The organism is Pseudomonas sp. PIC25, from assembly GCF_002286785.1.
Lineage (GTDB): Bacteria > Pseudomonadota > Gammaproteobacteria > Pseudomonadales > Pseudomonadaceae > Pseudomonas_M.
In genome coordinates, this window is the sequence record NZ_MUJY01000179.1 from 13,921 (window position 1) to 37,575 (window position 23,655).

26 protein-coding genes, 1 pseudogene and 1 riboswitch are annotated in these 23,655 nt (G+C 65.4%); of the genes and pseudogenes, 16 read left to right on the forward strand and 11 right to left on the reverse strand.

The window, feature by feature from the left end; translation table 11 throughout:
- Window positions 1–189 precede the first annotated feature (189 nt).
- The 3 genes from BZL41_RS23370 to BZL41_RS23380 all read left to right on the forward strand — a co-directional run bounded on the left by BZL41_RS23370 (window position 190) and on the right by BZL41_RS23380 (window position 3,135).
- On the forward strand, window positions 190–1,422 hold the full coding sequence (locus BZL41_RS23370) for a TIGR03862 family flavoprotein (protein ID WP_095601473.1): 1,233 nt from the start codon (window positions 190–192) through the stop codon (window positions 1,420–1,422).
- 256 nt (window positions 1,423–1,678) lie between these two features.
- Window positions 1,679–2,680 (forward strand): response regulator, encoded by a 1,002-nt coding sequence (locus BZL41_RS23375; protein WP_095601531.1) that lies wholly within the window; start codon window positions 1,679–1,681, stop codon window positions 2,678–2,680.
- Between the two features lie 2 nt (window positions 2,681–2,682).
- A complete protein-coding gene (locus BZL41_RS23380) occupies window positions 2,683–3,135 on the forward strand; it encodes a PAS domain-containing protein (RefSeq protein WP_095601474.1) in 453 nt (150 codons plus the stop codon).
- Window positions 3,136–3,153: 18 nt separating this feature from the next.
- Here BZL41_RS23380 and BZL41_RS23385 read toward each other — a convergent pair whose 3' ends face one another.
- Window positions 3,154–3,783 (reverse strand): LysE family translocator, encoded by a 630-nt coding sequence (locus tag BZL41_RS23385; protein WP_095601475.1) that lies wholly within the window; start codon window positions 3,781–3,783, stop codon window positions 3,154–3,156.
- A gap of 71 nt (window positions 3,784–3,854) precedes the next feature.
- Between BZL41_RS23385 and BZL41_RS23390 the strand changes: the two genes are divergently transcribed.
- From BZL41_RS23390 to BZL41_RS23405, 4 genes are all read left to right on the forward strand, one after another.
- Window positions 3,855–4,820: a 2-hydroxyacid dehydrogenase gene (locus tag BZL41_RS23390; RefSeq protein ID WP_095601476.1), complete on the forward strand. Its 966-nt coding sequence runs from the start codon at window positions 3,855–3,857 to the stop codon at window positions 4,818–4,820.
- Window positions 4,821–4,851: 31 nt separating this feature from the next.
- A complete protein-coding gene (locus tag BZL41_RS23395; protein WP_095601477.1) occupies window positions 4,852–5,850 on the forward strand; it encodes a class I SAM-dependent methyltransferase in 999 nt (332 codons plus the stop codon).
- A gap of 55 nt (window positions 5,851–5,905) precedes the next feature.
- Window positions 5,906–6,050: riboswitch (yybP-ykoY riboswitch) on the forward strand.
- A gap of 76 nt (window positions 6,051–6,126) precedes the next feature.
- Window positions 6,127–6,708, forward strand: a complete 582-nt coding sequence (locus BZL41_RS23400) for a TMEM165/GDT1 family protein (protein ID WP_168191062.1) — start codon at window positions 6,127–6,129, stop codon at window positions 6,706–6,708.
- A gap of 97 nt (window positions 6,709–6,805) precedes the next feature.
- On the forward strand, window positions 6,806–7,249 hold the full coding sequence (locus BZL41_RS23405) for a ketosteroid isomerase-related protein (protein WP_095601478.1): 444 nt from the start codon (window positions 6,806–6,808) through the stop codon (window positions 7,247–7,249).
- Between the two features lie 120 nt (window positions 7,250–7,369).
- Here the strand turns inward: BZL41_RS23405 and BZL41_RS23410 are convergent, their stop codons facing one another.
- A complete protein-coding gene (locus tag BZL41_RS23410) occupies window positions 7,370–8,353 on the reverse strand; it encodes an NAD-dependent epimerase/dehydratase family protein (RefSeq protein WP_095601479.1) in 984 nt (327 codons plus the stop codon).
- Between the two features lie 108 nt (window positions 8,354–8,461).
- Entirely contained in the window at window positions 8,462–9,280 is an 819-nt protein-coding gene (locus BZL41_RS23415; RefSeq protein ID WP_084335479.1) for a M48 family metallopeptidase, read from the reverse strand.
- 1,325 nt (window positions 9,281–10,605) lie between these two features.
- Between BZL41_RS23415 and BZL41_RS29545 the strand changes: the two are divergent.
- Both BZL41_RS29545 and BZL41_RS29550 read left to right on the forward strand, forming a co-directional pair.
- Window positions 10,606–10,806: pseudogene (locus tag BZL41_RS29545) on the forward strand (HAMP domain-containing protein); the annotation flags it as partial.
- A 15-nt stretch (window positions 10,807–10,821) separates the two neighbouring features.
- Complete coding sequence (locus BZL41_RS29550; protein WP_371916565.1) at window positions 10,822–11,664, forward strand: methyl-accepting chemotaxis protein; 843 nt, start codon at window positions 10,822–10,824, stop codon at window positions 11,662–11,664.
- Between the two features lie 184 nt (window positions 11,665–11,848).
- Here the strand turns inward: BZL41_RS29550 and BZL41_RS23425 are convergent, their stop codons facing one another.
- Genes BZL41_RS23425 through BZL41_RS23435 form a run of 3 tightly spaced genes read right to left on the reverse strand, consistent with a single transcriptional unit; the run spans window position 11,849 to window position 12,959 of the window.
- Window positions 11,849–12,466, reverse strand: coding sequence for an SOS response-associated peptidase (locus BZL41_RS23425; RefSeq protein ID WP_095601481.1), 618 nt, complete (start codon window positions 12,464–12,466; stop codon window positions 11,849–11,851).
- Between the two features lie 50 nt (window positions 12,467–12,516).
- A complete protein-coding gene (locus BZL41_RS23430; protein ID WP_095601482.1) occupies window positions 12,517–12,777 on the reverse strand; it encodes a putative signal transducing protein in 261 nt (86 codons plus the stop codon).
- Window positions 12,777–12,959: a CPXCG motif-containing cysteine-rich protein gene (locus BZL41_RS23435; protein ID WP_095601483.1), complete on the reverse strand. Its 183-nt coding sequence runs from the start codon at window positions 12,957–12,959 to the stop codon at window positions 12,777–12,779. Before BZL41_RS23435 ends, BZL41_RS23430 begins: the two co-directional genes overlap by 1 nt.
- A 92-nt stretch (window positions 12,960–13,051) precedes the next feature.
- Between BZL41_RS23435 and BZL41_RS23440 the strand changes: the two genes are divergently transcribed.
- Window positions 13,052–14,218, forward strand: a complete 1,167-nt coding sequence (locus BZL41_RS23440) for a 1-acyl-sn-glycerol-3-phosphate acyltransferase (RefSeq protein ID WP_168191063.1) — start codon at window positions 13,052–13,054, stop codon at window positions 14,216–14,218.
- Window positions 14,219–14,236: 18 nt separating this feature from the next.
- Here BZL41_RS23440 and BZL41_RS23445 read toward each other — a convergent pair whose 3' ends face one another.
- Window positions 14,237–14,524, reverse strand: a complete 288-nt coding sequence (locus BZL41_RS23445; RefSeq protein WP_095601485.1) for a hypothetical protein — start codon at window positions 14,522–14,524, stop codon at window positions 14,237–14,239.
- A 394-nt stretch (window positions 14,525–14,918) separates the two neighbouring features.
- Between BZL41_RS23445 and BZL41_RS23450 the strand changes: the two genes are divergently transcribed.
- On the forward strand, window positions 14,919–15,125 hold the full coding sequence (locus BZL41_RS23450) for a hypothetical protein (RefSeq protein ID WP_084335472.1): 207 nt from the start codon (window positions 14,919–14,921) through the stop codon (window positions 15,123–15,125).
- A gap of 63 nt (window positions 15,126–15,188) precedes the next feature.
- On the opposite strand, the gene BZL41_RS23455 is transcribed toward BZL41_RS23450, so the two are convergent.
- A complete protein-coding gene (locus BZL41_RS23455; RefSeq protein WP_095601486.1) occupies window positions 15,189–15,773 on the reverse strand; it encodes a YajG family lipoprotein in 585 nt (194 codons plus the stop codon).
- Between the two features lie 179 nt (window positions 15,774–15,952).
- Between BZL41_RS23455 and BZL41_RS23460 the strand changes: the two genes are divergently transcribed.
- Both BZL41_RS23460 and mqo read left to right on the forward strand, forming a co-directional pair.
- Window positions 15,953–16,186, forward strand: coding sequence for a hypothetical protein (locus BZL41_RS23460; protein ID WP_095601487.1), 234 nt, complete (start codon window positions 15,953–15,955; stop codon window positions 16,184–16,186).
- 337 nt (window positions 16,187–16,523) lie between these two features.
- Window positions 16,524–18,053, forward strand: coding sequence for a malate dehydrogenase (quinone) (gene mqo / locus BZL41_RS23465; protein WP_095601488.1), 1,530 nt, complete (start codon window positions 16,524–16,526; stop codon window positions 18,051–18,053).
- Between the two features lie 46 nt (window positions 18,054–18,099).
- On the opposite strand, the gene BZL41_RS23470 is transcribed toward mqo, so the two are convergent.
- Together BZL41_RS23470 and BZL41_RS23475 are read right to left on the reverse strand one after the other, a co-directional pair.
- Entirely contained in the window at window positions 18,100–18,504 is a 405-nt protein-coding gene (locus BZL41_RS23470) for a VOC family protein (protein ID WP_095601489.1), read from the reverse strand.
- Window positions 18,505–18,589: 85 nt separating this feature from the next.
- Complete coding sequence (locus BZL41_RS23475; RefSeq protein WP_095601490.1) at window positions 18,590–18,877, reverse strand: PA4642 family protein; 288 nt, start codon at window positions 18,875–18,877, stop codon at window positions 18,590–18,592.
- A gap of 172 nt (window positions 18,878–19,049) precedes the next feature.
- Here BZL41_RS23475 and dauA point away from each other — a divergent pair, with 172 nt between their 5' ends.
- Window positions 19,050–20,795, forward strand: a complete 1,746-nt coding sequence (gene dauA / locus BZL41_RS23480; RefSeq protein ID WP_095601491.1) for a C4-dicarboxylic acid transporter DauA — start codon at window positions 19,050–19,052, stop codon at window positions 20,793–20,795.
- A gap of 27 nt (window positions 20,796–20,822) precedes the next feature.
- Here the strand turns inward: dauA and BZL41_RS23485 are convergent, their stop codons facing one another.
- Complete coding sequence (locus BZL41_RS23485; protein ID WP_095601492.1) at window positions 20,823–21,380, reverse strand: hypoxanthine-guanine phosphoribosyltransferase; 558 nt, start codon at window positions 21,378–21,380, stop codon at window positions 20,823–20,825.
- A gap of 359 nt (window positions 21,381–21,739) precedes the next feature.
- Between BZL41_RS23485 and upp the strand changes: the two genes are divergently transcribed.
- Together upp and BZL41_RS23495 are read left to right on the forward strand one after the other, a co-directional pair.
- On the forward strand, window positions 21,740–22,378 hold the full coding sequence (upp, locus tag BZL41_RS23490; protein ID WP_095601493.1) for a uracil phosphoribosyltransferase: 639 nt from the start codon (window positions 21,740–21,742) through the stop codon (window positions 22,376–22,378).
- Window positions 22,379–22,381: 3 nt separating this feature from the next.
- Window positions 22,382–23,644 (forward strand): uracil-xanthine permease family protein, encoded by a 1,263-nt coding sequence (locus BZL41_RS23495; RefSeq protein ID WP_095601494.1) that lies wholly within the window; start codon window positions 22,382–22,384, stop codon window positions 23,642–23,644.
- Window positions 23,645–23,655: the final 11 nt, after the last annotated feature.

Here is a 23,655-nt window from a genome sequence, read left to right on the forward strand (position 1 = left end):
GGCACAGCGGCATGGCGAGAATCCTATTGTTATTGTTGCCAATGTCATATGACGACTGATGAGTATCGACAAGATCCGAGGCTTGTCAATTCATAGGACACACCACCCTGCCCAGGCACTGGCGTGCCGCGACCGTCGCGACCACAGCCCCTATAATGCGCGTCACGTTCACCACACCAGGCTGCGCCAATGACCGATACCTCCGCTCTGCAGATCGCCATCATCGGTGGAGGCCCGGCCGGGCTGATGGCGGCGGAAGTGCTCAGCCAGGCGGGCCTGCCGGTGGCCCTCTACGACGCCATGCCGTCGGTGGGCCGCAAGTTCCTCCTTGCCGGTGTCGGCGGCATGAACATCACCCACTCGGAAGCCGCCGAGACATTCCTCTCCCGCTACGGGGAGCGTCGCGACGCCATCGCCCCGCTGCTCACCGACTTCGACGCCGGCGCGTTGCGCGAATGGATTCATTGCCTGGGCATCGAGACCTTCGTCGGCAGTTCCGGACGCGTCTTTCCTCGCGACATGAAGGCCGCGCCGTTGCTGCGCGCCTGGCTCAAGCGCTTGCGCGAGGCCGGTGTCGTCCTTCACACGCGCCACCGCTGGCTGGGCTGGGACGACAACGGCGACCTGCGCCTGGCCACGCCAAACGGCGAGCGGAGCGTGCGGGCCGACGCCGTGCTGCTCGCTCTCGGCGGCGGCAGCTGGGCGCGACTGGGTTCGGATGGCGCCTGGGTGCCACTGCTGGAAGAGCGAGGCGTCGCCATCGCCCCGCTGCAACCGTCCAACTGCGGCTTCGAGGTCGCCGGTTGGAGCCCACTGTTCCGCGACAAGTTCGCCGGGGCGCCGCTCAAGCACGTGGCAATACGCCTGGATGACGAGGAGCCGCGGCAAGGCGAATTCGTAATCACCGCCGCCGGCGTCGAAGGCAGCCTGATCTATGCGCTGTCGGCACGGATTCGCCAGAGAATCGCCGAGACGGGCAGCACAACCCTTCATCTCGATCTGCTGCCCCGGCACAGCCCGGACAAGATCGCAGCCGCCCTCGCCCGACCACGCGGATCGCGCTCCATGGCCAAGCACCTGCACAGCCAGCTCGGCATCGATGGTGTGAAGGCCGGGCTGTTGCGCGAACTGACGCCCGCCGAGACCTTCACCGACAACACCCGCCTCGCCGCCGCTATCAAGGCGCTACCCTTACGCTTGGTGCGCCCGCGCCCGCTGGACGAGGCCATCAGCAGCGCCGGCGGCGTACCCTTCGAGGCACTTGACTCGAATTTGATGCTGAGAGCCCTGCCCGGTGTGTTCTGCGCCGGCGAAATGCTGGACTGGGAAGCCCCCACCGGCGGCTACCTGCTCACCGCCTGCTTCGCCAGCGGCCGCGCAGCCGGCCTGGGCATGCTCGACTGGCTGCGCGAAAGGCGGTGACCGGCCTGTGAGGCGAATTCATTCGCGAATGTCTGGCAGCCCACTTTGCGGATGAGTCCGCTCCCACAATGACACCCACGCCGGCCCCGCTTTCGTAGGAGCCAACTCTGCTGGCGAAGCTCGGAATAGCCCCACTCGCTCGGCCTACGGCCTTCGCCATACGTGTTCGGAACGGCCCTTCCAGGCCGACGGTCTATGCTTTCACAGAGCCGGCACGCGTCGGCGCCTTCTGTCCAGCCACGGGATGCCCTCGATCGTGATTCCCCTCCTGGTCTGCGATGACTCCGCAATGGCGCGCAAGCAGTTGATTCGCGCCCTACCGGCGGATTGGCCGGTGTCCATCACCCAGGCCACCCAGGGCGAGGAAGCGTTGCAGGCGATCCGCCAGGGACTCGGCCAGGTGGTGTTGCTCGACCTGACCATGCCGGTGATGGATGGCTACGAAGTGCTCGCCCACCTGCGCGACGAAGGGCTGGAGGCCAAGGTCGTGGTGGTCTCCGGCGACGTGCAGGAGGAGGCCGTTCGCCGGGTACGTGATCTCGGCGCCCTGGCCTTCCTGAAAAAGCCAGCAGACCCGGATGACCTGCGCCGCACCCTGACCGGCCTCGGTCTGCTCGTCCCTTCCACCGCAAAGAGCCCGCAGACACCGCCCCGAGCGGAACCGGTACTGACGGTGAACTTCCGCGACGCCCTGCGCGAGGTCAGCAACATCGCCATGGGCCGCGCCGCTGCCCTGTTGGCGCGGGTGCTCGGGGTATTCGTGCAACTGCCGATCCCCAACGTGAACATCTTCGAGGTCAGCGAACTGCACATGGCCCTGACCGATGCCCAGCGCGGCGAACGGCTCAGCGCGGTGTGCCAGGGCTTCATCGGCGATGCCATCGCCGGCGAAGCGCTGCTGCTCTTCCACGACTCCGAGGTGGCCGACATGGCGCGCCTGCTCGGCGTGCAGCCGAAGGACGAGCGCGACACCTCGGAAATGCTCTTGGACCTGGCCAGCCTGCTGATCGGCGCCTGCCTGACCGGCATCGCCGAGCAGATCGACGTGCGCTTCTCCCAGGGCCACCCGCAACTGCTCGGCCAGCACGCCTCCATCGAGCGGCTGATCCACCTCAACCGCACGCGCTGGAAGAAGACCCTGGCGGTGGAAATCAGCTACAGCCTGGAAGGTCACAGCATCCACTTCGACCTGCTGTTGCTGTTCACCGAGGATTCGCTGGCGCGCCTCACCGACAAGATCAACTACCTGATGGGCTGACCATGGCTGCGCAGATCGACATCGATGAAGTCCACTGGCTGCTCGACATCGTCCAGTGCCTGGACGTCGGCGTGATCGTGCTGGACCGCCAGTACCGGATCGAAGTGTGGAACAGCTTCATGGAAAACCACTCGGGCATGGGGCCGAGCCAGGTCTACGGCAAGACGCTGTTCGAGCTGTTCGGCGAAGTGGACGAAGCCTGGTTCCGGCGCAAGGCGGACAGCGTTCTGCAACTCGGCACCCGCGCCTTCAGTCTGTGGGAACAGCACCCCTACCTGCTGCACTTCAAGAACTACCAGCCGATCACCGGCCACGAAGACTTCATGTACCAGAACGTCACCTTCCTCCCCCTGGTGGGTGCCAAGGGGGAGGTCGAGCATCTGTGCGTGGTGATTTACGACGTCACCGCCGTGGCGATCCTGAAGAAGCAACTGGCCGCGCGCGGCGGCCAGTGAATGCGGTTCGGGGCCCGCTCAGCGAATCTGGGTGAACGCCAGCTTGACCCCAAGGCCGATCAGCACCGCCCCCATCATCCGATCGAACCAGTGTCCCAGGCAGGCGAAGCCGGCGCGTACCCGCTGCTGGCTGAACAGCCAGGCGACCATGCAGAACCACAGCGCCGTCGCGCCGGCCAGGTAGACGCCATAGCCGCCCTGGATCGCCAGCGGCGTGTGCGGATCGATCACCACGGTGAACAGCGAGAGGAAGAACAGCGTGGCTTTGGGATTCAGGCCGTTGGTCACGAAACCGGTGACGAACGCGCCGCGGAACGAACGGACCGCCTCACCCGCTTGCAACTCGGCGGCAGCGGGATCGGCCGGACGGGCGCGCAGGGCCTTGATGCCGATATACAGCAGGTAGGCCGCGGCGACCCACTTCAAGGCGTTGAACAACACGATGGACTGGGAAACGATCAGCCCGATCCCCAGCAGCGAATAGGCGACATGGACGAAGATGCCAGTACCGACACCCAGGGCGGTCCAGACACCGGCGCGGCGGCCATGGGCGACGCTCTCGCGCACGACGATGGCAAAGTCCGGCCCAGGGCTGGCCACCGCAAGAAGATGGATCAAAGCGACGGTGAGAAATTCCGTCCAGTACATGAAGAACTCTCCAAGAGGGGTCTGTTAGGCTCGCTACCTTAATACTCCTGACCGCGAAAAAGGTACAGCCGATGCACGACAGCCGCCGCGCCGTTTTCCTCGATCACGCCTCCCTCGATCTCGGCGATCTCGACCTCACCCCGCTCCGCGAGGTCTTCGACGAACTGGTGCTGCACCCGGGCAGCACGCCCGACGAAGTCGTCGAGCGCCTGCAAGGCGCCCAGGCGGCCATCAGCAACAAGGTGCCGCTGAATGCCGAAACCCTGGCCGCCTGCCCGGAACTGAAGCTGATCCTGGTTGCCGCCACCGGCACCAACAACATCGATCTCGTCGCCGCCAGCGAGCGGGGCATCGTGGTCAGCAACTGCCAGGGCTACGGCACCCCCTCGGTGGCCCAGCACACGTTGATGCTGCTTCTCGCCCTGGCGACCCGCCTGCCCGATTACCAGACGGCCGTGCGTGCCGGACGCTGGCAACAGGCCGCGCAGTTCTGCCTGCTCGACTTTCCCATCGTCGAATTGGAGGGCAAGACCCTCGGCCTGCTCGGTCACGGCGAACTCGGTGGCGCGGTGGCCCGGCTGGCCGAAGCCTTCGGCATGCACGTGCTGCTCGGCCAGTTGCCCGGCCGGCCGCCCCGGAAAGACCGTCTGCCGCTGGACGAATTACTGCCCCAAGTCGATGCCCTGACCCTGCACTGCCCACTGACCGAGCAGACCCGCGGCCTGATCGGCGCCGCCGAACTGGCGCTGATGAAACCCCATGCGTTTCTGATCAATACCGCCCGTGGCGGTCTGGTCGACGAGCAGGCACTGGCCGATGCCCTGCGCCGTGGCCATCTGGGCGGCGCTGCTACCGACGTGCTGACCCAGGAGCCGCCGAGGGACGGCAACCCCCTGCTCGCCGGAGATATCCCCCGCCTGATCGTCACCCCGCACAGCGCCTGGGGCAGCCGCGAGGCGCGGCAGCGCATCGTCGGCCAACTGACGGAGAACGCCACGGCCTATTTCGCCGGTGCGCCACGGCGCCTGGTCGGCTAAGCTTCGGCGTTTTTTCAGGCCAGGAGAGCCCATGGACCCGCGAAGCGAAGTATTGCTGCGCCAGCCGGAGTATTTCGGTGGCGACCTGCTGCTGGCCGGCCTGCCGGCCGACGACCTGCTCGGCCACCTGCCCGCCGCCCATGGCTGGAGCTGGCACGCCGGGGAACAGACGGCGCTGACCGCACGTTTCGCCGGACGCAGTCACTTCGGCGTGACGCCACCAGAAGGCGCGTTCGAACGCGCCGTGCTGTTCCTGCCGAAGTCTCGCGAACTGGCCGACTATCTGCTGGACAGCCTGGCCGCGCGCCTCGCCGGCCGCGAGCTGTTCCTGGTCGGAGAAAAGCGCGGCGGCATCGAGCGGGCGGCCAAGCGGCTGGCGGACTATGGCATCCCTTGCAAACTCGACAGCGCGCGGCATTGCCAGCTCTGGCAAGTCACCGTCGAGCGAGCACCGGACACGCCCGACCTGCATGGCCTCGCCCAACGCTACGAGCTGTCCCTGGCCGATGGCCCACTGAGCGTGATCAGCCTGCCCGGCGTGTTCAGCCATGGCCGCCTGGATCGCGGTACCGCGCTGCTGCTCGAACACCTGGATGGCTTGCCGAGCGGCCCGCTGCTGGATTTCGGCTGTGGCGCCGGCGTGCTGGGCGCGGTGCTGAAACGGCGTTATCCACAGAACCTCGTGACCCTGCTGGACGTGGATGCCTTCGCCGTCGCCAGCAGCCGCCTGACCCTCGCAGCCAATGGCCTGGATGCCGAAGTGATCGCTGGCGACGGTATCGATGCCGCACCGTCGGGCCTGGCCGCGATCCTCAGCAATCCGCCGTTCCACCAGGGCGTGCACACCGACTACCAGGCCACCGAACACCTGCTGCGCCAGGCGGTCCGGCATCTTACCCCCGGTGGCGAGCTGCGCCTGGTGGCCAACAGCTTCCTCAAGTATCCGCCGCTGATCGAGCAGCACCTGGGTCCCTGCCGGACCCTGGCCGAAGGCGGCGGCTTCCGTATCTACCTGGCCCTACGGCGCTGAACCCGACTGTCCGGACAATTTTGGCTTGCCCGTCGGGCAGCGCTTCGGCACAATGCGCCCCGTCCTAGGGGAGTAGTCTCCCGCGGGTGCATCGACCGTGAATGCCCCCGCCCGGCAGCCGTCAACACACTTGGTCCACAGACCATGGCGGCTGCGACCCAAGGTCCGCGCAGTCGGGCCGGCGGTTTGACAAGACCTATGACACGTTCACCTGACCCGGGGCGGGCAGGTAGTACGTGTCATAGAGAAAAGTCGACCCGCCCCTTAGGAAGCCTGATGGAAGCCCTGTTCGTCCCCACCCTGATCGTTGCCCTGGCCGAAATCGGCGACAAGACGCAACTGCTCGCCCTGCTGCTCGCCGCGCGCTTCCGCCGTCCCTGGCCCATCATCTGGGGAATCGTCGTCGCCACCCTGGCCAATCATTTCGCCGCCGGCGCGGTGGGCGCCTGGGTCGCGAGCTTCTTCTCCGCCGCCATACTCAGCGCGATTCTCGCCGGCTGCTTCGCCGCGGTGGCGATCTGGACCCTGATCCCGGACAAGCTGGACGACGACGAGGACTCCAGTCTGAAGCGCTACGGCCCCTTCCTCACCACCTTGATCGCCTTCTTCCTCGCCGAGATGGGCGACAAGACCCAGGTCGCCACGGTAATGCTGGCCGCCCAATACCCGCATTTCATCCTGGTGGTCCTCGGCACCACGCTGGGTATGCTGATCGCCAACGTGCCGGTGGTACTGGCCGGCAACTTCGCCGCCGAGCGCCTGCCGCTGACGCTGATCCGTCGCCTGGCCGCCGCAGCCTTCGCCGCCCTGGCCCTTTATGCGGGCTATCAAGCGCTTTCGCTGGGTGGGCTGATCTGACAGACATACTGGCATTTCGGCCAATGTCGCGTCCCGGCCGGCTGCTAAAGTGCGCAAGACGTTGCGCACTTTGCGCGCCAGAAAGGAGTAGTAGGCGATGTCACTGGAAGACAGGAAGAAGCTCGTCCTTCACCATATCGATCTGTCCTGGAACAAGGGCCGCCTGGCCCTGGCCGAGCAATTGCACAGCAAGGACTTTCTCTACAAAAGCGCCTTCATCGGCAACCCGCTGGGCAGCAATGACTACGCCAAGATGGTCCAGGACATCCGCAGCGCCATGCCGGATCTGGAAGTCGTGGTCGAGGAATGCATCGCCGAGGGCTACAAGGTGGTCACCTGGAGCACCCTGATCGGCACCATCGAGAAGCCCGCCCTGGGCTACCCGCCGAGCGACAAGGTGCTGAGCATTTCCGCCATGGCGTTCTGGACGCTGACCCCGGCCAACGAAATCCAGGAAATCTGCACCATGTTCGACATGGAGAGCTTCCGCGCGCAGCTTGGCCTGGAGAACAGGCGGTTCGCCGAGATCGCCCTACCCTAACAGAACCTGTTTACGATCTCGCGGGCCAGAGCCATGCAAGGCCTCGGCGGCCCCCCGAAAACAGGCCGGGCCGGTTTTCAACGCAGCAGGGCCGACGCGCAGCAGATCGTAAACAGGCCCTCAGAGGTAGCCGTTCTCGCGAAACCAACCGATCGCCCGGTCGAGGGTCACGTCGAGCGGGATGCGTGCTTCGAAACCAAGCTCCTCGCGAGCCTTGCTGCCGTCGAGGAACTGCCCGCCGGCCATGACCGCGATGGCGGTGTCGTTCAACTGCGGCTCGCGCCCGGTCAGCCGGTAGCGCAGCCGCCCCAGCGCGGCGATGCCTTTGGCCAAGGCCAGGGGCATCGGTTTCGGCGCCGGCACGCCCAGCTTCGCCGCGATCCGCGCGGTCAACTCACCCACCTCGATGTTTTGCCCGGTGAGCAGGTAGCGCTCGCCAACCCGTCCCTTTTCCAGCGCCAGCAGCAGGCCACGACCGGCATCGGCGGCATCGATCAGGTTGCGCCGGCCCGGTACGTAGTAGCGCATGGTGCCGTCACCGATGGCGGTGATGAGGCGACCGGTGCTCGGGCCGATATCGAACGCGCCGAGGGTCATGCCGGGAATGCCGATCACCACCGGCAGACCGTTGCGCGCCTGTTCACGGGCCTGCTCGTCGAGCGCCCACTTGCACAGGAGGTAAGGGTTGCACCAGCGCGGCATGCCTTCGTAGAACAACCCCTCATGTCCGGGTAGTCCTTCGGGATGACGCGGCAAGGCGATGGAGGCACCGACATAAAGGATGCGCGGCACCTGCGCACTGAGGCAGGCGGCGTAGAAATGGTTGGTCTGGTCGAGCGCGCTCGCCACCTCCTCCTGCCAGCGGCGCGGCCTGCGCGGGTACTGGCCGGCACAGAAGATCGCCCCGTCGAGCCCTTCCAGGGCCCGGCTCAGGGCCGGGTGATCGAGCAGTTCGGCAGCCCGGCATTCCGGCTCGAGGTATTCGAGGCGCTCGATGCGCGAGGCGGAACGATGCACCACCACCAGCTCGTGACCGGCGTCGCGCACCGCACGCGACACATGGTGGCCGAGCAGGCCGGTGGCTCCGATAACGGCGATTTTCACAGGAGCTCCTTGCGCCAGATGAAAAGGCCGCGTCGAGGGTTCGACGGGGCAGTCAAGCAGCCCGGTGGCCGCTGTCCATTCCACAGCGGCACCCGGGGGGTCGCACGATCAGCGGCCCTTGGCTTGCTCGTAGAGCGGCATCACCTTGGGAATCGCGGCCTGCAGGGAGGCGATCCGCGAACTGGACGACGGGTGGGTGCTCATGAACTCCGGTGGCGCGCCATTGCTGGCCTTGGCCATCTTCTGCCAGAGGCTGATCGCGGCGTTCGGGTTGTAGCCGGCGCGGGCGGCCAGCTCGAGGCCGATCAGGTCCGCCTCGTTCTCGTTGCCGCGGCTGTTCGGCAGGGTCAGGCTGTATTGCACCACGGTGTCGGCCAGCGCCAGGCTGTCCTGGCCGAGGCCGAGCAGCGCACCAGCGCCCTGCTTGGCCATCTCGATGCCGTAGGCCTTGGACATCGCCTCGCGGCTGTGCTCGCGCAGGGCGTGGGCGATCTCGTGGCCCATGACCGCGGCGATCTCGTCGTCGGTCAGTTGCAGTTTCTCGATCAGGCCGCTGTAGAAGATGATCTTGCCGCCGGGGCCGCAACTGGCGTTCAGCTCGGGGCTCTTGATCAGCGCGACCTGCCACTGCCATTGCGCGGCATCCGGGCGGAACAGCGGCGCCTTGGCGATCAGCCGCTGGGCGATGCCGTTCAGGCGCTTCGCATTGGCGCTGCTCTGGTCCAGCACGCCCTTGCTCGACGCTTCGCTCAGCGTCTGCTGGTAGGACTGCGCGTACATCTGATTGACCTCTTGGGTCGACAGCATGCTGAACATGTATTGCTTGCGCTCGACACCCACCGCGGTGCCGCTGGTGGTGTTCACGGCTTGGCATCCTGCCAGCAGCAAGGCCGTCGTCAGGCCGGCGATACGAAACAAATTGGCCATTTCGGTTCTCCATTAAATGAGGCCCGTATGCTAGGCCGAGCCCTGTCGGCGGGCAATAACGCGCCTTGTGGAATACCGGGCCGACCGCGTTATTGAGACAAGCGTCGTCCTCTTCCCATTGCGCTTTTCCGTCGAGGAAGAGGCAAAGGCGACAGTCCGCCCGGGCAGCAAATGTGAAACGGTTCTAAGTTTTCCCATAGCCTGCCGATACCCAAGGGTGGGCGACCTCTTTGCCTGGAGCTTCTATGAAATTCAAGTCGATCCAGTTTTCCATCGCGGCGCTGGCTGGTGTCAGCGTCCTCGCTGTCGTGGCCGCGCTGGTGCTGTATTCGCTGCTGTCCGGCGCGCGGACCCAGGCGCTGGTGGAGGAGCGGACCCGCGACCTGCTGGAGAAGTTGATCAATGAGCGACTGGTCACCCTGACCCAGGCACAGGCCAGCCAGATTCAGCGCGAGCTGGAAATGCCGCTGCTGGTCACCGCCGGACTGGCACGGGTCAATGCCATGCTCGGCAAGCGCGACACCGCCGGCAACCCACTGCTGAGCATGAGCCGGGAAGAGCTGTCCAACCTGGTCAGGGAGACCACCGCGGGCAATCCCAAGCTGCTCGGCAGTTACATCGGCTGGGAACCCAACGCCTTCGACAACGACGACGCCAGCCATGCCGGAATCAAGGAAAACGGCTACGACGGCAGCGGCCGTTTCCTGCCCTGGTGGTTCCGCAACGCCGACGGCAGCCTGGGGGTGGACGCCATCGGCTACATGGAAAGCCAGACCCTGCTGCCCACCGGCGTGCGCGAAGGCGAGTACTACCTGTGCCCGAAGGAACGCAAGAAGTCCTGCGTGATCGACCCGGCGCCTTACGACGTCGGCGGCAAGATGGTCATGCTGGCCTCCTTCACCACGCCGATCCTGGTCGATGGCGAATTCCGCGGCATCGCCGGTGCCGACCTCGCACTCGACTTCATCCAGGACCTGCTGAACCAGGCGGATCGCCAGCTCTATAACGGAGCCGGCGAGATGGCGCTGATCGCCTCCAACGACCGCCTGGTTGCCTACACCCGCGACGCCAAACTGCTCGGCGAACCGGTCTCCAAGGTGCTCGACGCCAACGAACTGGGCAACCTGAAGCACCTGAGCCCCGGCCAGCCGCTCTACGATATCGACGAGGACCACGGCCACATCGAGCTGTTCCTGCCCTTCGAGATCGCCGACACCGGCGCCCGCTGGACGCTCATGTTGCAACTGCCGATTGAAGCGGTGATGAGCGAGCTGAACCAATTGCAGGGCGAGCTGAGTGCCCAGCACGACGCCAATGTCCTGGGCATGGCCCTGGTCGGCCTGCTGATCGCCGTGATCGGCCTCCTGGCGATCTGGTTCGTCGGCTACGGAATCGCCCGGCCACTGCGGCAGATGGTGGTCATGCTGGACGACATCGCCCAGGGCGAAGGCGACCTGACCCGCCGCCTGGAAGTCGATCGCGCCGACGAACTCGGGCAGATCGCCAAGGGCTTCAACACCTTCCTCGCCAAGCTGCAGACGATGATCGGTCAGGTCGTCACCTCGGTGCAGAAAGTCAGCGATTCCTCGGAGTACACCGCCGACATCGCCATCCGCACCAACCAGGGTGTGCAGAAGCAGTTGGCCGAAATCGAGCTGGTCGCCACCGCCGTGCATGAAATGACCGCCACTGCCCAGGATGTGGCGCGCAACGCCACTCACGCGGCGGAAGCGGCCAACCATGCCGACCAGGCGGCCAACGAGGGCAAACGCATCGTGCAGAGCACCTCCGAGGCGATCACCGCCCTGGCCAACGAGATCGGCCGCGCCGTCGGTGTGGTGCAGAGCCTGGCCAAGGACAGCGAGAACATCAACGCCATCCTGGTGACCATCCGCAGCATCGCCGAGCAGACCAACCTGCTCGCCCTCAACGCCGCCATCGAGGCGGCACGGGCCGGCGAGCAGGGACGCGGCTTCGCCGTGGTCGCCGACGAGGTGCGCAACCTGGCGCAGAAGACCCAGCAGGCCACCGAAGAAATCCAGACCATGATCCAGCAGTTGCAGAACGGCACCCGCGACGTGGTCAGCGTGATGGAAAACAGCCAAGCGCGCACCGACGACAGCGTGCAGCAGGCCGCCGAGGCAGCGCAGGCACTGGCGTCGATCACTGAAGCGGTTTCGGTGATCAACGACATGAACACCCAGATCGCCAGCGCAGCCGAGGAGCAAAGCGCAGTCGCCGAGGACATCAACCGCAACGTCACCACCATCGGCCAGGTGGCCCAGGAAGTCGCCGGCGGCGCCGACGAATCCAGCCAGGCCAGCGCCGAACTGACCAAACTGGCCGAGCAACAGCGCCGGTTGATCAATCAGTTCAGGGTATGAGGGGTGAGGGGCGATTCGTGAGTAGAGCTCACTCCGAATCTCCGCGCGGGAGCGAAACCCGTTCATCGTAGGAACCAGCTCTGCTGGCGAAACTTTTTATGTGCCTCCATTCGCGAGCAGAGCTCGCTCCTACACAGGCAATGCTGACTTGTAGGGGCGAATTCATTCGCCCAACACCCCCGCCTCACGCCGGGGTCAGGCACTCCGGCGCATCGAGCTTCGGGTCGTTGACCAAGTTGGCCAGGACACGCTCGCGTAGAACCGGTTGAGGGGAAGCCAGCAGCTCCAGGACACGCGGCAACGGCGTGTCCACCGCCAACCAATCCTGCTGCGCCTGCTCGTCGAGGATCAACGGACGACGCTGGTTGGCCGCCGCCTGGGTCACCAGGGCGACGCTCAAGTAGTTGTGCCCCACCACCGGATAGACTTCCCAGATCGCGGCGAAATGCAGAACCGATGCCTCCCCCGTCAACCAGTACGGGCGCTTGCGAGCACTACCGCGCCATTCATAGAAACCGTTGGCCGGCAGCAGGCAGCGCCGTTGGCGGAACGGCTCGCGAAACATCGGCTGGTCGGCCAGGGTCTCCGCCCGCGCCTGCGCCGGGGTGCGCGACAGATCGGTCAACCAGGCCGGCGTCAGCCCCCAGCGCGCCAGCGCCGCCTGCCGCTCGCCCTCCACCTCGCGCAGCATCAGCACCTGGGCGCCCGGTGCCAGATTCCAGTGCGGCTGCTGATCCGACGGGAAACCGGGCAACGCCGCCAGCGATGGCGACCAGCGGAACAGGGCATAACGACCACACATGGATTCGGACTCGCGAAGGGATTAAAGACAGGCAGCGCAACGCGGTGCTCTCAGCAGAGCAGCACGCCCGGAACATGCTCCGGCTCCTCGCCGGGCAACGGCAGGGCCGCATTGTACGCAGCGATGAGTTGGCGCGCGCGGTCGGCATCGGAGTCTTCCACCAGCAGCCCGAGCAGACCGCTGAGCGGTAGTTCGCCCACCGCACCGAGCAGGTGGCGACCCGCCAGGTGCGCCTCGATACCCTCGCTGGCGAGCATGCCCTGCAGCAATTCGGCTTCCAGCAAGTCCACCGGCTCGTAGATGCGCTGCATCAGTCGTCCTCCCGCCGCACGTCCAGGCTCCAGTCCACGCCGTCGCTGCGCAAGTCGAACAGGATCGGCCGGCAGCAGACCGGACAATCCTCGATGTACGTCTGGTCGCCACCGGACAGATCGAGCACGGCCTCGGCCGGCTCGCCGCAATAGGGGCACTGGTACTGCTGGGTCTCCAGCATCGCGGTCTCCATGTGACTTGTAGGTATAATCGCCGGTCTATGTGTGGGCCGCCGGCCCGAACCTACCGCAGCCGTTCCAACAACAAGAGAGCATGATGGGCGAATTCGAAGCCATCCGACCCTACGCCGACGCCGAAGTGCCCGCCGTTCTGGCGCGCCTGTTCGCCGACAAGACTTTTCTCGACGTACTCATGCGCTTCCGCTTTCCGCGCATGGCCGGTGCGTTCGGCTGGGCCCTCAAACCTCTTATAGCCCATCGGCTGCGCCAGGAGTTCGCCGGCATCGACTCGGTCAGCGCCCTGCAGGACAAGATCGAACCCTACGTCGACCGCACCATCGAGCGAGCCACCGACGGGGTCACCTATTCCGGCCTCGACCAGCTCAAACCCGGCAACGCCTACCTGTTTCTCGCCAACCACCGCGACATCGTGATGGACCCGGCCTTCGTCAACTACGCCGTCTACCACGCCGGCCTGCCGACCCCGCGCATCGCCATCGGCGACAACCTGCTGCAACGCCCCTTCGTCAGCGACCTGATGCGCCTGAACAAGAGCTTCATCGTGCACCGCTCGCTGAGCGGACGGCGGGAGAAGCTCGCGGCCTACCAGTTGCTCTCCGCCTACATCAACCACTCGATCCGGGTGGACGGCCAGTCGATTTGGATCGCCCAGGCCGAAGGCCGCGCCAAGGATGGGGACGATCGCACCGATTCGGCGATCCTCAAGATGTTCCACATGAGCCGCAAGGACGAGCCCTTCGAGCAGGTCATCGGCGAGCTGAAGCTGACACCGGTCTCGATCAGCTACGAATACGACCCCTGCGACCAAGCCAAGGCCCGCGAGCTGTACATCCGCGCCACCACCGGCCGCTACGAGAAGGCGCCGGGCGAGGATGACGCCAGCATCGCCCTGGGCATCACCGGCTACAAGGGACGTGTCCACGTCGCCTTCGGCGCCCCGGTGAGCGGCGGCTTCGAGGATGCCAAGCTGCTGGCGGCGGAAATGGACCGGCAGATCCTCGGCTCGTACCGGCTGTTCCCGGTGCACTATCTGGCATATGAAATGTGGAGCGAGCGCGACCCGGCGCTGAACGTCCCGGTCGCCACGGAGCTGTTCCCCGCCGCCGAACTGGAGCGCGCCCGCGCCGAGTGGGAAAGACGCCTCGCCGCCTGCCCCGGCGTGCAGCAACCCTATCTGGTGCTGCAATACGCCAATCCGGTGCGCAATCAGTATCGGGTCAAGGCCGGTCTGCCGCTCTGAGCAGCGGCCTCGTCCGGTTCAGACGCGCGTGCTGAACCAGGACACGGCCAGCGCCAGCGACAGGCAGACATAGCCGAAACGATTGAAGAACTGGTTGAGCCGGCGGGTCGGCTCATCCATCGCCGGCGCGTCCCCCTCCAACGTTTCCAGTTCGCTTTCAGCCACCAGCCGCGCCATCGCGCGCTGCTCGCGCAGCCGGGTAGCAATCAGCAGCCAACCGCCAGCCAGGCCGAACAGCAATGCCAGGGTATTGATCGATTGTTGGGGATAGGCGACGACCAGCGACCACAACGCCTGCAACGACATCGGTAAGCTCCGCATCGGATTGGCGCAGGCGCCCGGCCTGCGCACCATTAAGAGGAAAAATCCGGCCCTCTCAGGCGTGCGCTGCGGAAAATCGGCCGCTCGTCGCGGCGCGGCCGCCGGATTGACCGGCCAGCCCTGCGGTTTTTCGCCTCGAAAAAGGCCGTCCGTCGCCTTTCATGCCATCGGAAAGAACCCGGACAGCCCGAAATACAGCGGCGAAGTGTACTGAAACCGGGGCCTTATACGTTTCGTTTCCGACGAACGCAGCCGTCTATCTCGAAACTGTCTGACAATCGTCATATCCCTGGCCTAAGGTTTGAATCCTCCCCCGTACGCCAACCGCCGCTTCTGGCTTGCGGAGGAGCGTATTCACACTGTCCACGGAGGAACCGTCATGTTGCACGCACAACCCCTCGACCGCGATTACCTGATCGACTCACTGGATGAAGTGGAAGAGCTGATCGACGGCCTGTCTTTCAACGTGCATGACCATCATTGGCTGGTCTATTGCGCACTCGGCGGTCATGAGCATTACGACCTGCCGGACATCGACCAGCACACCGGCTTCAGTTTGCCGGAGCTTTACGCCGAAGCGGCCTAACGACGCGCAGGGATGATGCGCAGAAAAAAGCCCGGCACGCCGGGCTTTTCCATTTCCGGGCGGTTACTGCGCCAGAATCTGGCCGATGGTCGGATCCTTGAACAGACGGGTCAGCGCATCGCTGAGCACGTCGCTGACCAGCTTGGTGTTGGTCTCCTGGTTCGGCGCCATGCCGAAGCGCTGGTCCAGGGAGGCGCCATAACGGCCGCTGTAGCGGCGGGTGCTGTTCTGCACATCGGCCCGGAAGGTGGCACCGATCTTCGCCTCGGTGACGTACAGGCCTTCCTTCGGCGACTGGTACTTCAACTCGGCCAGGGTGACGGTCAGTTGCGGCGCATTGTAGGCGTTCGGCGACGGCGTGAAGCCGAGCAGACGGACAGCCGCCTCGGCCTGGGCCTGCAACTGGGGCAGGATGTTCTGGGCAGGCACGTTGATGACACTGGTTTCCGGATACAGGCCGCCACGGGTACCGAGAGTCGGCGACGGGCGCCCATCGACTACCCGCACCACCACCGGCTGGCCCTGGCCGACCGGCGTCAATGCGGAGGTAAGTTTCGGTTGCGGGCTGAGTTGTTGCGGGCTGTGGGCACAACCGACGAGGGTCAGGCTGGCAGCGGCGATCAGGCCGAGCAACAGACGATGCAGCATGCTCAAATCTCCAGTTTCGGACGAATGGCCGGCAGTATAGCGACGGCCGCGCTGCGCTAACAGCGCTCCGCGCCGGCCTCTCATTGCCAGGTTGGACTGGGCGGCGTACCGGGCGGTTCCTGTCATGCCCCTGTCACGCACACAAGCCACACTGCCCCGGTCCCCAGGAGGTCTCGCCCATGTTATGGCTCTGGTCACTGTTCGCTCCGCGCGGTAAACGCCGTTGCTTCGCCCTGCTCGACGCCCACGGCCTCTGCTGCGGCTTCCACGAGTCGCGCGTGGCTCCGCAAGGCGCGGGCTGGGTGGAGGTCAGCGAATGCCGTCTCGCCTGGCTGCAGCGCCCGCTGCCCGCCGAAGCCCGTATCCCCCAGGTCTCTTCCCAGTCGACGCGACGCCAGCCGTTGCCGGCCTGACCGACTGGCGAAGAAAAGTCACGCCGGGAGATCATTTTCCGAAATTCATCGTTATAATCGCCCCCCGATTATAAGGACGCCTCCTGATCGGGCCTCGCAGCGCCGCCGGACAATCTGGCCGGCCATTTTCGCACGCCCCAGAGAGTCGCCCCATCGTGCTGCCACCCGGCCAGCCGCCTGTTTCCGCCCCGTAGCGCAGAACACTTTGCACGGATGCAGCGTGTCGCCCACGCTGGTGGAGCGGCGCGCGCGTGTCAGACGACCTTTTTCGAGGTTCGCGTCTCCAAAAGAGCGTGAAATGACGGTTTTTCACAACTTCAAAAGAGTGTGGCGAGCAATGGCGCAAGACGATTACGAAGCAGTGGATGTGTTGCTGGTAGGTGCCGGCATCATGAGCGCGACACTGGCAGTGCTTCTCAAGGAGCTCGAGCCAGGCATCAAGCTGGAAGTCGTTGAACTGATGGAGTCCGGTGCCGTCGAGAGTTCCAACCCTTGGAACAACGCCGGCACCGGCCATGCCGGTCTCTGCGAGCTGAACTATACGCCGGAGGCCGCGGACGGCTCGATCGACGTCAAGAAGGCGATCACCATCAATGCCCAGTTCGAGGAGTCCAAACAGTTCTGGGCCTACCTGGTCAACAAGGGCACCTTCGGTTCGCCGAGGACCTTCATCAATCCGATTCCGCACCTGAGCTTCGTGCGCGGCCATGATGGCATCGCCTACCTGAAGAAGCGTTTCGCGGCCCTCACCCAGCATCACGCGTTCGCCGAGATGGAATACTCGGAAGACCGCGCGACCCTGGCCGAGTGGATGCCGCTGATGATGCCGGGCCGCCCGGCCGACGAACCGGTCGCCGCCACCCGCGTGATGGGCGGTACCGACGTCAACTTCGGCGCCCTGACCAACCAGTTGCTGACTTACCTGCAGGGCCAGGCCGACACCCAGGTCAAGTGCAACCAGAAGGTGGTCGGCCTCAAGCGCGCCGCGGACGGCTGGCACGTCACCATCAAGAACCTGAAGACCGGCGGGCAGCGCGAAGTGACTGCCAAGTTCGTCTTCCTCGGCGCCGGCGGCGGCGCGCTGCCGCTGCTGCAGATGTCCGGCATTCCGGAAGGCAAGGGCTTCGGCGGCTTCCCGGTCAGTGGCCAGTGGCTGCGTTGCGACAACCCGGAAGTGGTCAAACAGCACCAGGCCAAGGTCTACAGCCAGGCCGAGGTCGGCTCCCCGCCGATGTCCGTCCCGCACCTGGACACCCGCGTGGTGGACGGCAAGAAGTCCCTGCTGTTCGGGCCTTATGCCGGTTTCTCCACCAAGTTCCTGCGCCACGGCTCGTTCCTCGACCTGCCGCTGTCGATCCGCCCGAGCAACATCGGCCCGATGCTGGCGGTCGCCCGCGACAACATGGACCTGACCCGCTACCTGATCGGCGAGGTGCTGCAGTCCGACGAGAAGCGCCTGCAGACCCTGCGCAACTTCTACCCGGAAGCCAAGGCCGAAGACTGGCGCCTGGAAGTGGCCGGGCAGCGCGTGCAGATCATCAAGAAGGACCCGAAGCGTGGCGGCATCCTGCAGTTCGGCACAGAGCTGGTGGCGGCCGAGGACGGCTCCATCGCCGCCCTGCTCGGTGCTTCGCCGGGCGCGTCGGTGACCGTCTCGATCATGCTCGACCTGCTCGAGCGCTGCTTCCGCGACAAGGTCGGCACGGCCAACTGGAACAGCAAGCTAAAGGAAATCTTCCCGGCCCGTCTCAAGCAACTGACCACCGACGCCGACCTGTACCGCAAGGTCCAGGCCCAGTCGGACGAGCGCCTGCAACTGACCGAGGAGCAGAGCGTGGTGCGGTCGCCGGAAGTCTCCCGAGGCTGATCGGCCCCCATAAAAAACCGCCCATCGGGCGGTTTTTTATTCATGGTCACTCAGGACAGTTGATCATCCAGGACACCCCGAAGCGATCGACCAGCATGCCGAAGGACTTGGCCCAGAAGGTCTTCTGCAATGGCATGCTGACCTGCCCGCCCTCGGCCAGGGCGCCGAAGAACCGCTCGGCCTGCTCCGGGCTTTCCACCGCGAGCGCCAGGCTGATGCCTTGGAACACGGCCTTGTCCGTGCTCATTCCGTCCGAAGCCATGATCTGGCTGTCGCCAATCCGCAGGTTGGAATGCATGACCCCTTCCGGGTTGACGCCCTCGCAACCTTCCTGGGAAGGCGCCTCCTTGAAGCGCATGAGAAACTCGATCCGCGCCCCGAGCGCCTGGCAATAGAACTCCAGGGCCTCCTCGCAACGCCCGTTGAAAACCAGATAGGGTTCGACTTGCATGCTCGTCTCCTTGGCAACTGAAAACACGGAGACAGTCTAGAAAAGAATGAGCCCGCGCAAGGCGGGCTCTTCGATGCTTTGCGACTCAGCGGGTCGCCGCTCGAACCACTTCGATATAAGGCTCGGCATTGCGCTGGTCGCGGACCAGGGCAACGAAGTCTTCGCCCTTGGCGTTCTTCGCGCCGAGGTCGTATCCCGCCTCGACGAAGAAGCCGACGAACCGCTCGAAGTCATCGATACGCAGACCGCGGTAGGCCTTGATCAGCTTGTGCAGGGAAGGTGGCGTATCGTCGGCCGGCTCCACCGTCAGGAACAGCTTCACCTGGTCGTCGCTGATTTCCTCGCCGATCACCTGCTTCTTGTCTTTGCGCATCGCTCTCTCCAACGGTTCAGGGCCACTCTTGAACGGGCCGGCAGTGTAACGCCGCTCCCCCAAGTGCTCAACGCACATGCAGGAACTGCGATGCGCGTGGGAAGACCACGTGGATCAATGTCCCCACGTGATGCGAGGGCTTATACTCGCCGAGCAGTCATCGGGAGCCATCATGTCGCTATCCATACCTCCGCTGTTCGCCGCCTGGCGCCAAGTCCTGCGCGGTGGTTACACCTTCAAGCATCTGCGTGGAGACCTGGCCGCCGGCCTGACCGTCGGCATCATTGCGATTCCCCTGGCCATGGCCCTGGCGATCGCCGTCGGCGTGGCGCCGCAACACGGCCTCTATACCGTGCTGATCGCCGCCCCGCTGATCGCCCTGACCGGCGGCTCGCGCTTCAATATCTCCGGCCCCACCGCCGCCTTCGTCGTCATCCTGCTGCCGATCACCCAGCAGTACGGAATCGGCGGATTGCTGCTGTGTACCCTGTTGGCCGGCCTGATCCTGATCGCCCTCGGCCTGGGGCGGGCCGGGCGCCTGATCGAGTTCGTGCCCTACCCCGTGACCCTCGGTTTCACTGCCGGTATCGGTATCGTCATCGCCACCCTGCAGGTCAAGGATCTGCTCGGCCTGACCCTGGCCGGCCATCCGCAGCATTACCTCGAGCAGGTCGGCGCCATCGGCCGCGCATTGCCCGGTGCACAGCTCGGCGACGCGCTGGTCGGGGCGGCCTGCCTGGCCGTGCTGGTCCTCTGGCCGCGTTGGGTACCGAAGATTCCCGGTCACCTGATCGCCCTGGCGGTGGGCGCGCTGCTCGGCCTCGCCCTGGAATACCTCGGACTGCCGGTGGCGACCCTGGGCGAACGCTTCAGCTACGAGCTGGACGGCGTGACCCACCCGGGCATTCCGCCATTCCTGCCCAGCCTCGCCCTGCCCTGGAGCCTGCCCGGTCCGGATGGCGCGCCGCTGCAACTGTCCTTCGAGCTGATCCGTCAATTGCTCGCGCCGGCCTTCGCCATCGCCATGCTCGGCGCCATCGAATCGTTGCTTTGCGCGGTGGTCACCGACGGCATGACCGGCAGCAAGCACGACCCGAATGCCGAGCTGCTCGGCCAGGGCCTCGGCAACCTGGTAGCGCCGTTCTTCGGCGGCATCACCGCCACCGCCGCCATCGCCCGCAGCGCCGCCAACGTGCGCGCCGGAGCGCATTCGCCGCTGGCGGCGATCATCCATGCCGGCGTGGTGCTGCTGGCCATGCTGCTGCTCGCGCCGCTGTTCAGCTACCTGCCGATGGCCGCGCTGGCCGCCCTGTTGCTGCTGGTGGCCTGGAACATGAGCGAGGCCAAGCATGTGATCCATACGCTACGCATCGCGCCGCGCAGCGACGTGCTGGTGCTGCTGACCTGCCTGATCCTGACGGTGCTGTTCGACATGGTGCTGGCGGTCGGCGTCGGCCTGCTGCTGGCGGCGGGCCTGTTCATCAAGCGGATGAGCGATCTCACCGACACCGCGCCGCTACCGCGCCATTTCCACCAGGCGCTGGCCGACCTGCCGGACCACGTGCTGGTCTATGCGATCCGCGGGCCGCTGTTCTTCGGCGCGGCGGAAAAGGCCCTCAGTGTGCTGCGCCGATTCAGCGCCGGCGTAAAAGTGGTGATCGTCGACATAAGTGCAGTGCCCATGCTCGACATGACTGCCCTGGCGGCACTGGACAACGTGCTGCGCGACTACCGCCGGCAGGGCATCGCCCTGGTGCTGGTCGGCACTACGCCACGGGTGCGGCTGAAACTGCGACGCGCCGGAGTACACCAGGCCGACCATCAGTTGGCCTATGTGCGCGACCTGCCGCAAGCGCGGGAAAAGGCGCTGCGCTGGCTGGAAAACGAAAACGCCCCGGCGATAGCCGAGGCGTCCTGAATATCCGACGAACCGTGCGGCGCTGACTTACAAGCCCTTCACCGCATAAATACCGGCCGCATTGCGCCAGTAGCCCTTGTAGTCCATGCCGTAGCCGAAGATGTAACGGTCGATGCACGGCAGGCCGACGTAGTTGGCCTTGAGGTCCGGGCGGGCCTTGCGGTCGTGGGTCTTGTCGATCAGCACGGCAGTGTGTACATGGGCGGCACCGGCGTGGCGGCAGAAGTCGATGATCGCGGCCAGGGTATGCCCTTCGTCGAGAATGTCGTCGATGATCAGCACGTCGCGGTCGATGAAGGAAATTTCCGGCTTGGCCTTCCAGAACAACTCGCCACCGCTGGTTTCGTTGCGGTAGCGGGTCGCGTGCAGGTAGGACAGCTCGAGCGGGAAGTTCAGTTTCGGCAGCAGCTTGCCGGCGAAGATCAAGCCGCCGTTCATGACGCAAAACACCACCGGATTGCGCTCGGCCAGTTCGCCGTTGATCGATTCGGCGATGCGGGAGATGGCGGCCTCCACTTCGGCTTCGGTGTACAGGCAATCGGCTTCCGCCATCACTTGGCGGATATGCGCGAGATCGGCGGACATGGCGTTTCCCCTAGGTTGGCTGAATAAAAAGGCGCAACGGTACTCATCTGCTGCCCGTGGGGCAAGCCCCGTCGGACAAGCGATACGGCATCCGCCGCGCGAGGCCTGCCACGTTCTTTTTCTGACCGATCGTTCAGACCCCGTCGTGCTTGCGGAACGGATTCAAGGATAGCCGGCGTGGACGGCGATGACGGCAAAATCCGTTGCGTTTGCGGCGTCATGCCGCATGTTCCCTTCTTCCGGATTTTCCATCCGGCCCCCGGACCTGCCATTATTCGCCTATTCGAACGGACCTGGCGCAACACCCGGGCCCGCATTCGTCCAGCCCTCCCACCTTGCCGTCGCCGGAGACCCTTCGCATGCCCATCCGTGAGATTCGCCACCCCCTGATCCGCCACAAGCTCGGCCTGATGCGCCGGGCCGACATCAGCACCAAGAATTTCCGCGAACTGGCCCAGGAAGTGGGCGCCCTGCTCACCTACGAGGCGACCCAGGACCTGCCCCTGGAAAGCTACGAGATCGCCGGCTGGTGCGGCAACGTGACGGCGGAGAAGATCGCCGGCAAGAAGATCACCGTGGTACCGATCCTGCGCGCCGGTATCGGCATGCTCGACGGCGTGCTCAGCCTGATCCCCAGCGCCAAGGTCAGCGTGGTTGGCCTGGCGCGCAACGAGGAAACCCTCGAAGCACAGAGCTACCTGGAAAAACTGGTACCGGAGATCGACCAGCGCCTGGCCATGATCGTCGACCCGATGCTCGCCACCGGCGGCTCCATGGTCGCCACCATCGACATGCTGAAGAAGGCCGGCTGCAAGGAAATCCGCGCCCTGGTCCTGGTGGCGGCGCCGGAAGGCATCAAGACGGTCAACGATGCCCATCCCGACGTGCAGATTTACACCGCCTCCATCGATCAGCGGCTGAACGAGCACGGCTACATCATTCCCGGCCTTGGCGATGCCGGCGACAAGATTTTCGGCACCAAGCAGAAGGACACCTGATCCATGCGGGACCCCATGCATGAACCCGTCTGGCGCCAGGCCCTGGCCGGCTCGCAGATGCTTTTCGTGGCCTTCGGCGCCCTGGTGCTGATGCCGCTGATCACCGGGATGGACCCTAACGTCGCGCTGTTCACCGCCGGCCTCGGCACCCTGATCTTCCAATGGGTGACCAAGGGCCAAGTGCCGGTGTTCCTCGCCTCGTCGTTCGCCTTCATCGCGCCGATCCTCGCTGCCAAGACCGACTTCGGCCTGCCGGCGACCCTCGGCGGGCTGGTCGCTGCCGGCTTCGTCTACATGCTGCTGGCCGCGGCGGTGAAGCTCAAGGGCACCGGTTTCATCGACCGCCTGCTGCCGCCGGTGGTGATCGGCCCGGTGATCATGTCCATCGGACTCGGACTGGCCCCGGTCGCCGCCAACATGGCGATGGGCAAGGCCGGCGACGCCAGCGCGCAACTGGTGCCGTACGATACGGCACTGATGATTTCCCTGCCGGCGCTGCTCACCACCCTGCTGGTGGCAGTCCTCGGCCGCGGCATCTTCCGCCTGGTACCGATATTGGCCGGTGTCGCGGTCGGCTACGGTCTGTCGATCGCCCTCGGCGTGGTGGATTTCGCCGCCGTCAATGCCGCCCCCTGGCTGGCGGTGCCGAACTTCGTCGCTCCCGAACTCCATTGGGGCGCCATCCTGTTCATGCTGCCGGTGGCCATCGCCCCGGCCATCGAGCACATCGGCGATGTGCTGGCCATTGGCACGGTGACCGGCAAGAACTACCTGAAAAAACCCGGCCTGCACCGCACCCTGCTCGGCGACGGCCTGGCCACCTCCGCCGCCGGCCTGTTCGGCGGGCCGCCGAACACCACCTACTCGGAAGTGACCGGCGCGGTGATGCTGACCCGCAACTTCAACCCCAAGGTGATGATGTGGGCGGCGGCGATTGCCATCGTCCTAGCCTTCATCGGCAAGTTCGGCGCCGCGCTGCAGAGCATCCCGGTACCGGTGATGGGCGGCATCCTCTGCCTGCTGTTCGGCTCCATCGCGGTGGTCGGGCTGAATACCCTGATCCGTCACCAGATCGACCTCTCCGAGGCGCGCAACCTGGTGATCGTCGCCGTGACCCTGGTGTTCGGCATCGGCGGCATGGTGATCGGCGCCGGCGAAGTCAGCCTCAAGGGCATCTCGCTCTGCGGCGTCATCGCCATCCTCCTCAATCTGCTGCTCCCCGGCGGTGCCGGCTGGCGCAGCAAGGCCCTCAGCGAAGAGGCCTGAGCCCCCGTCCC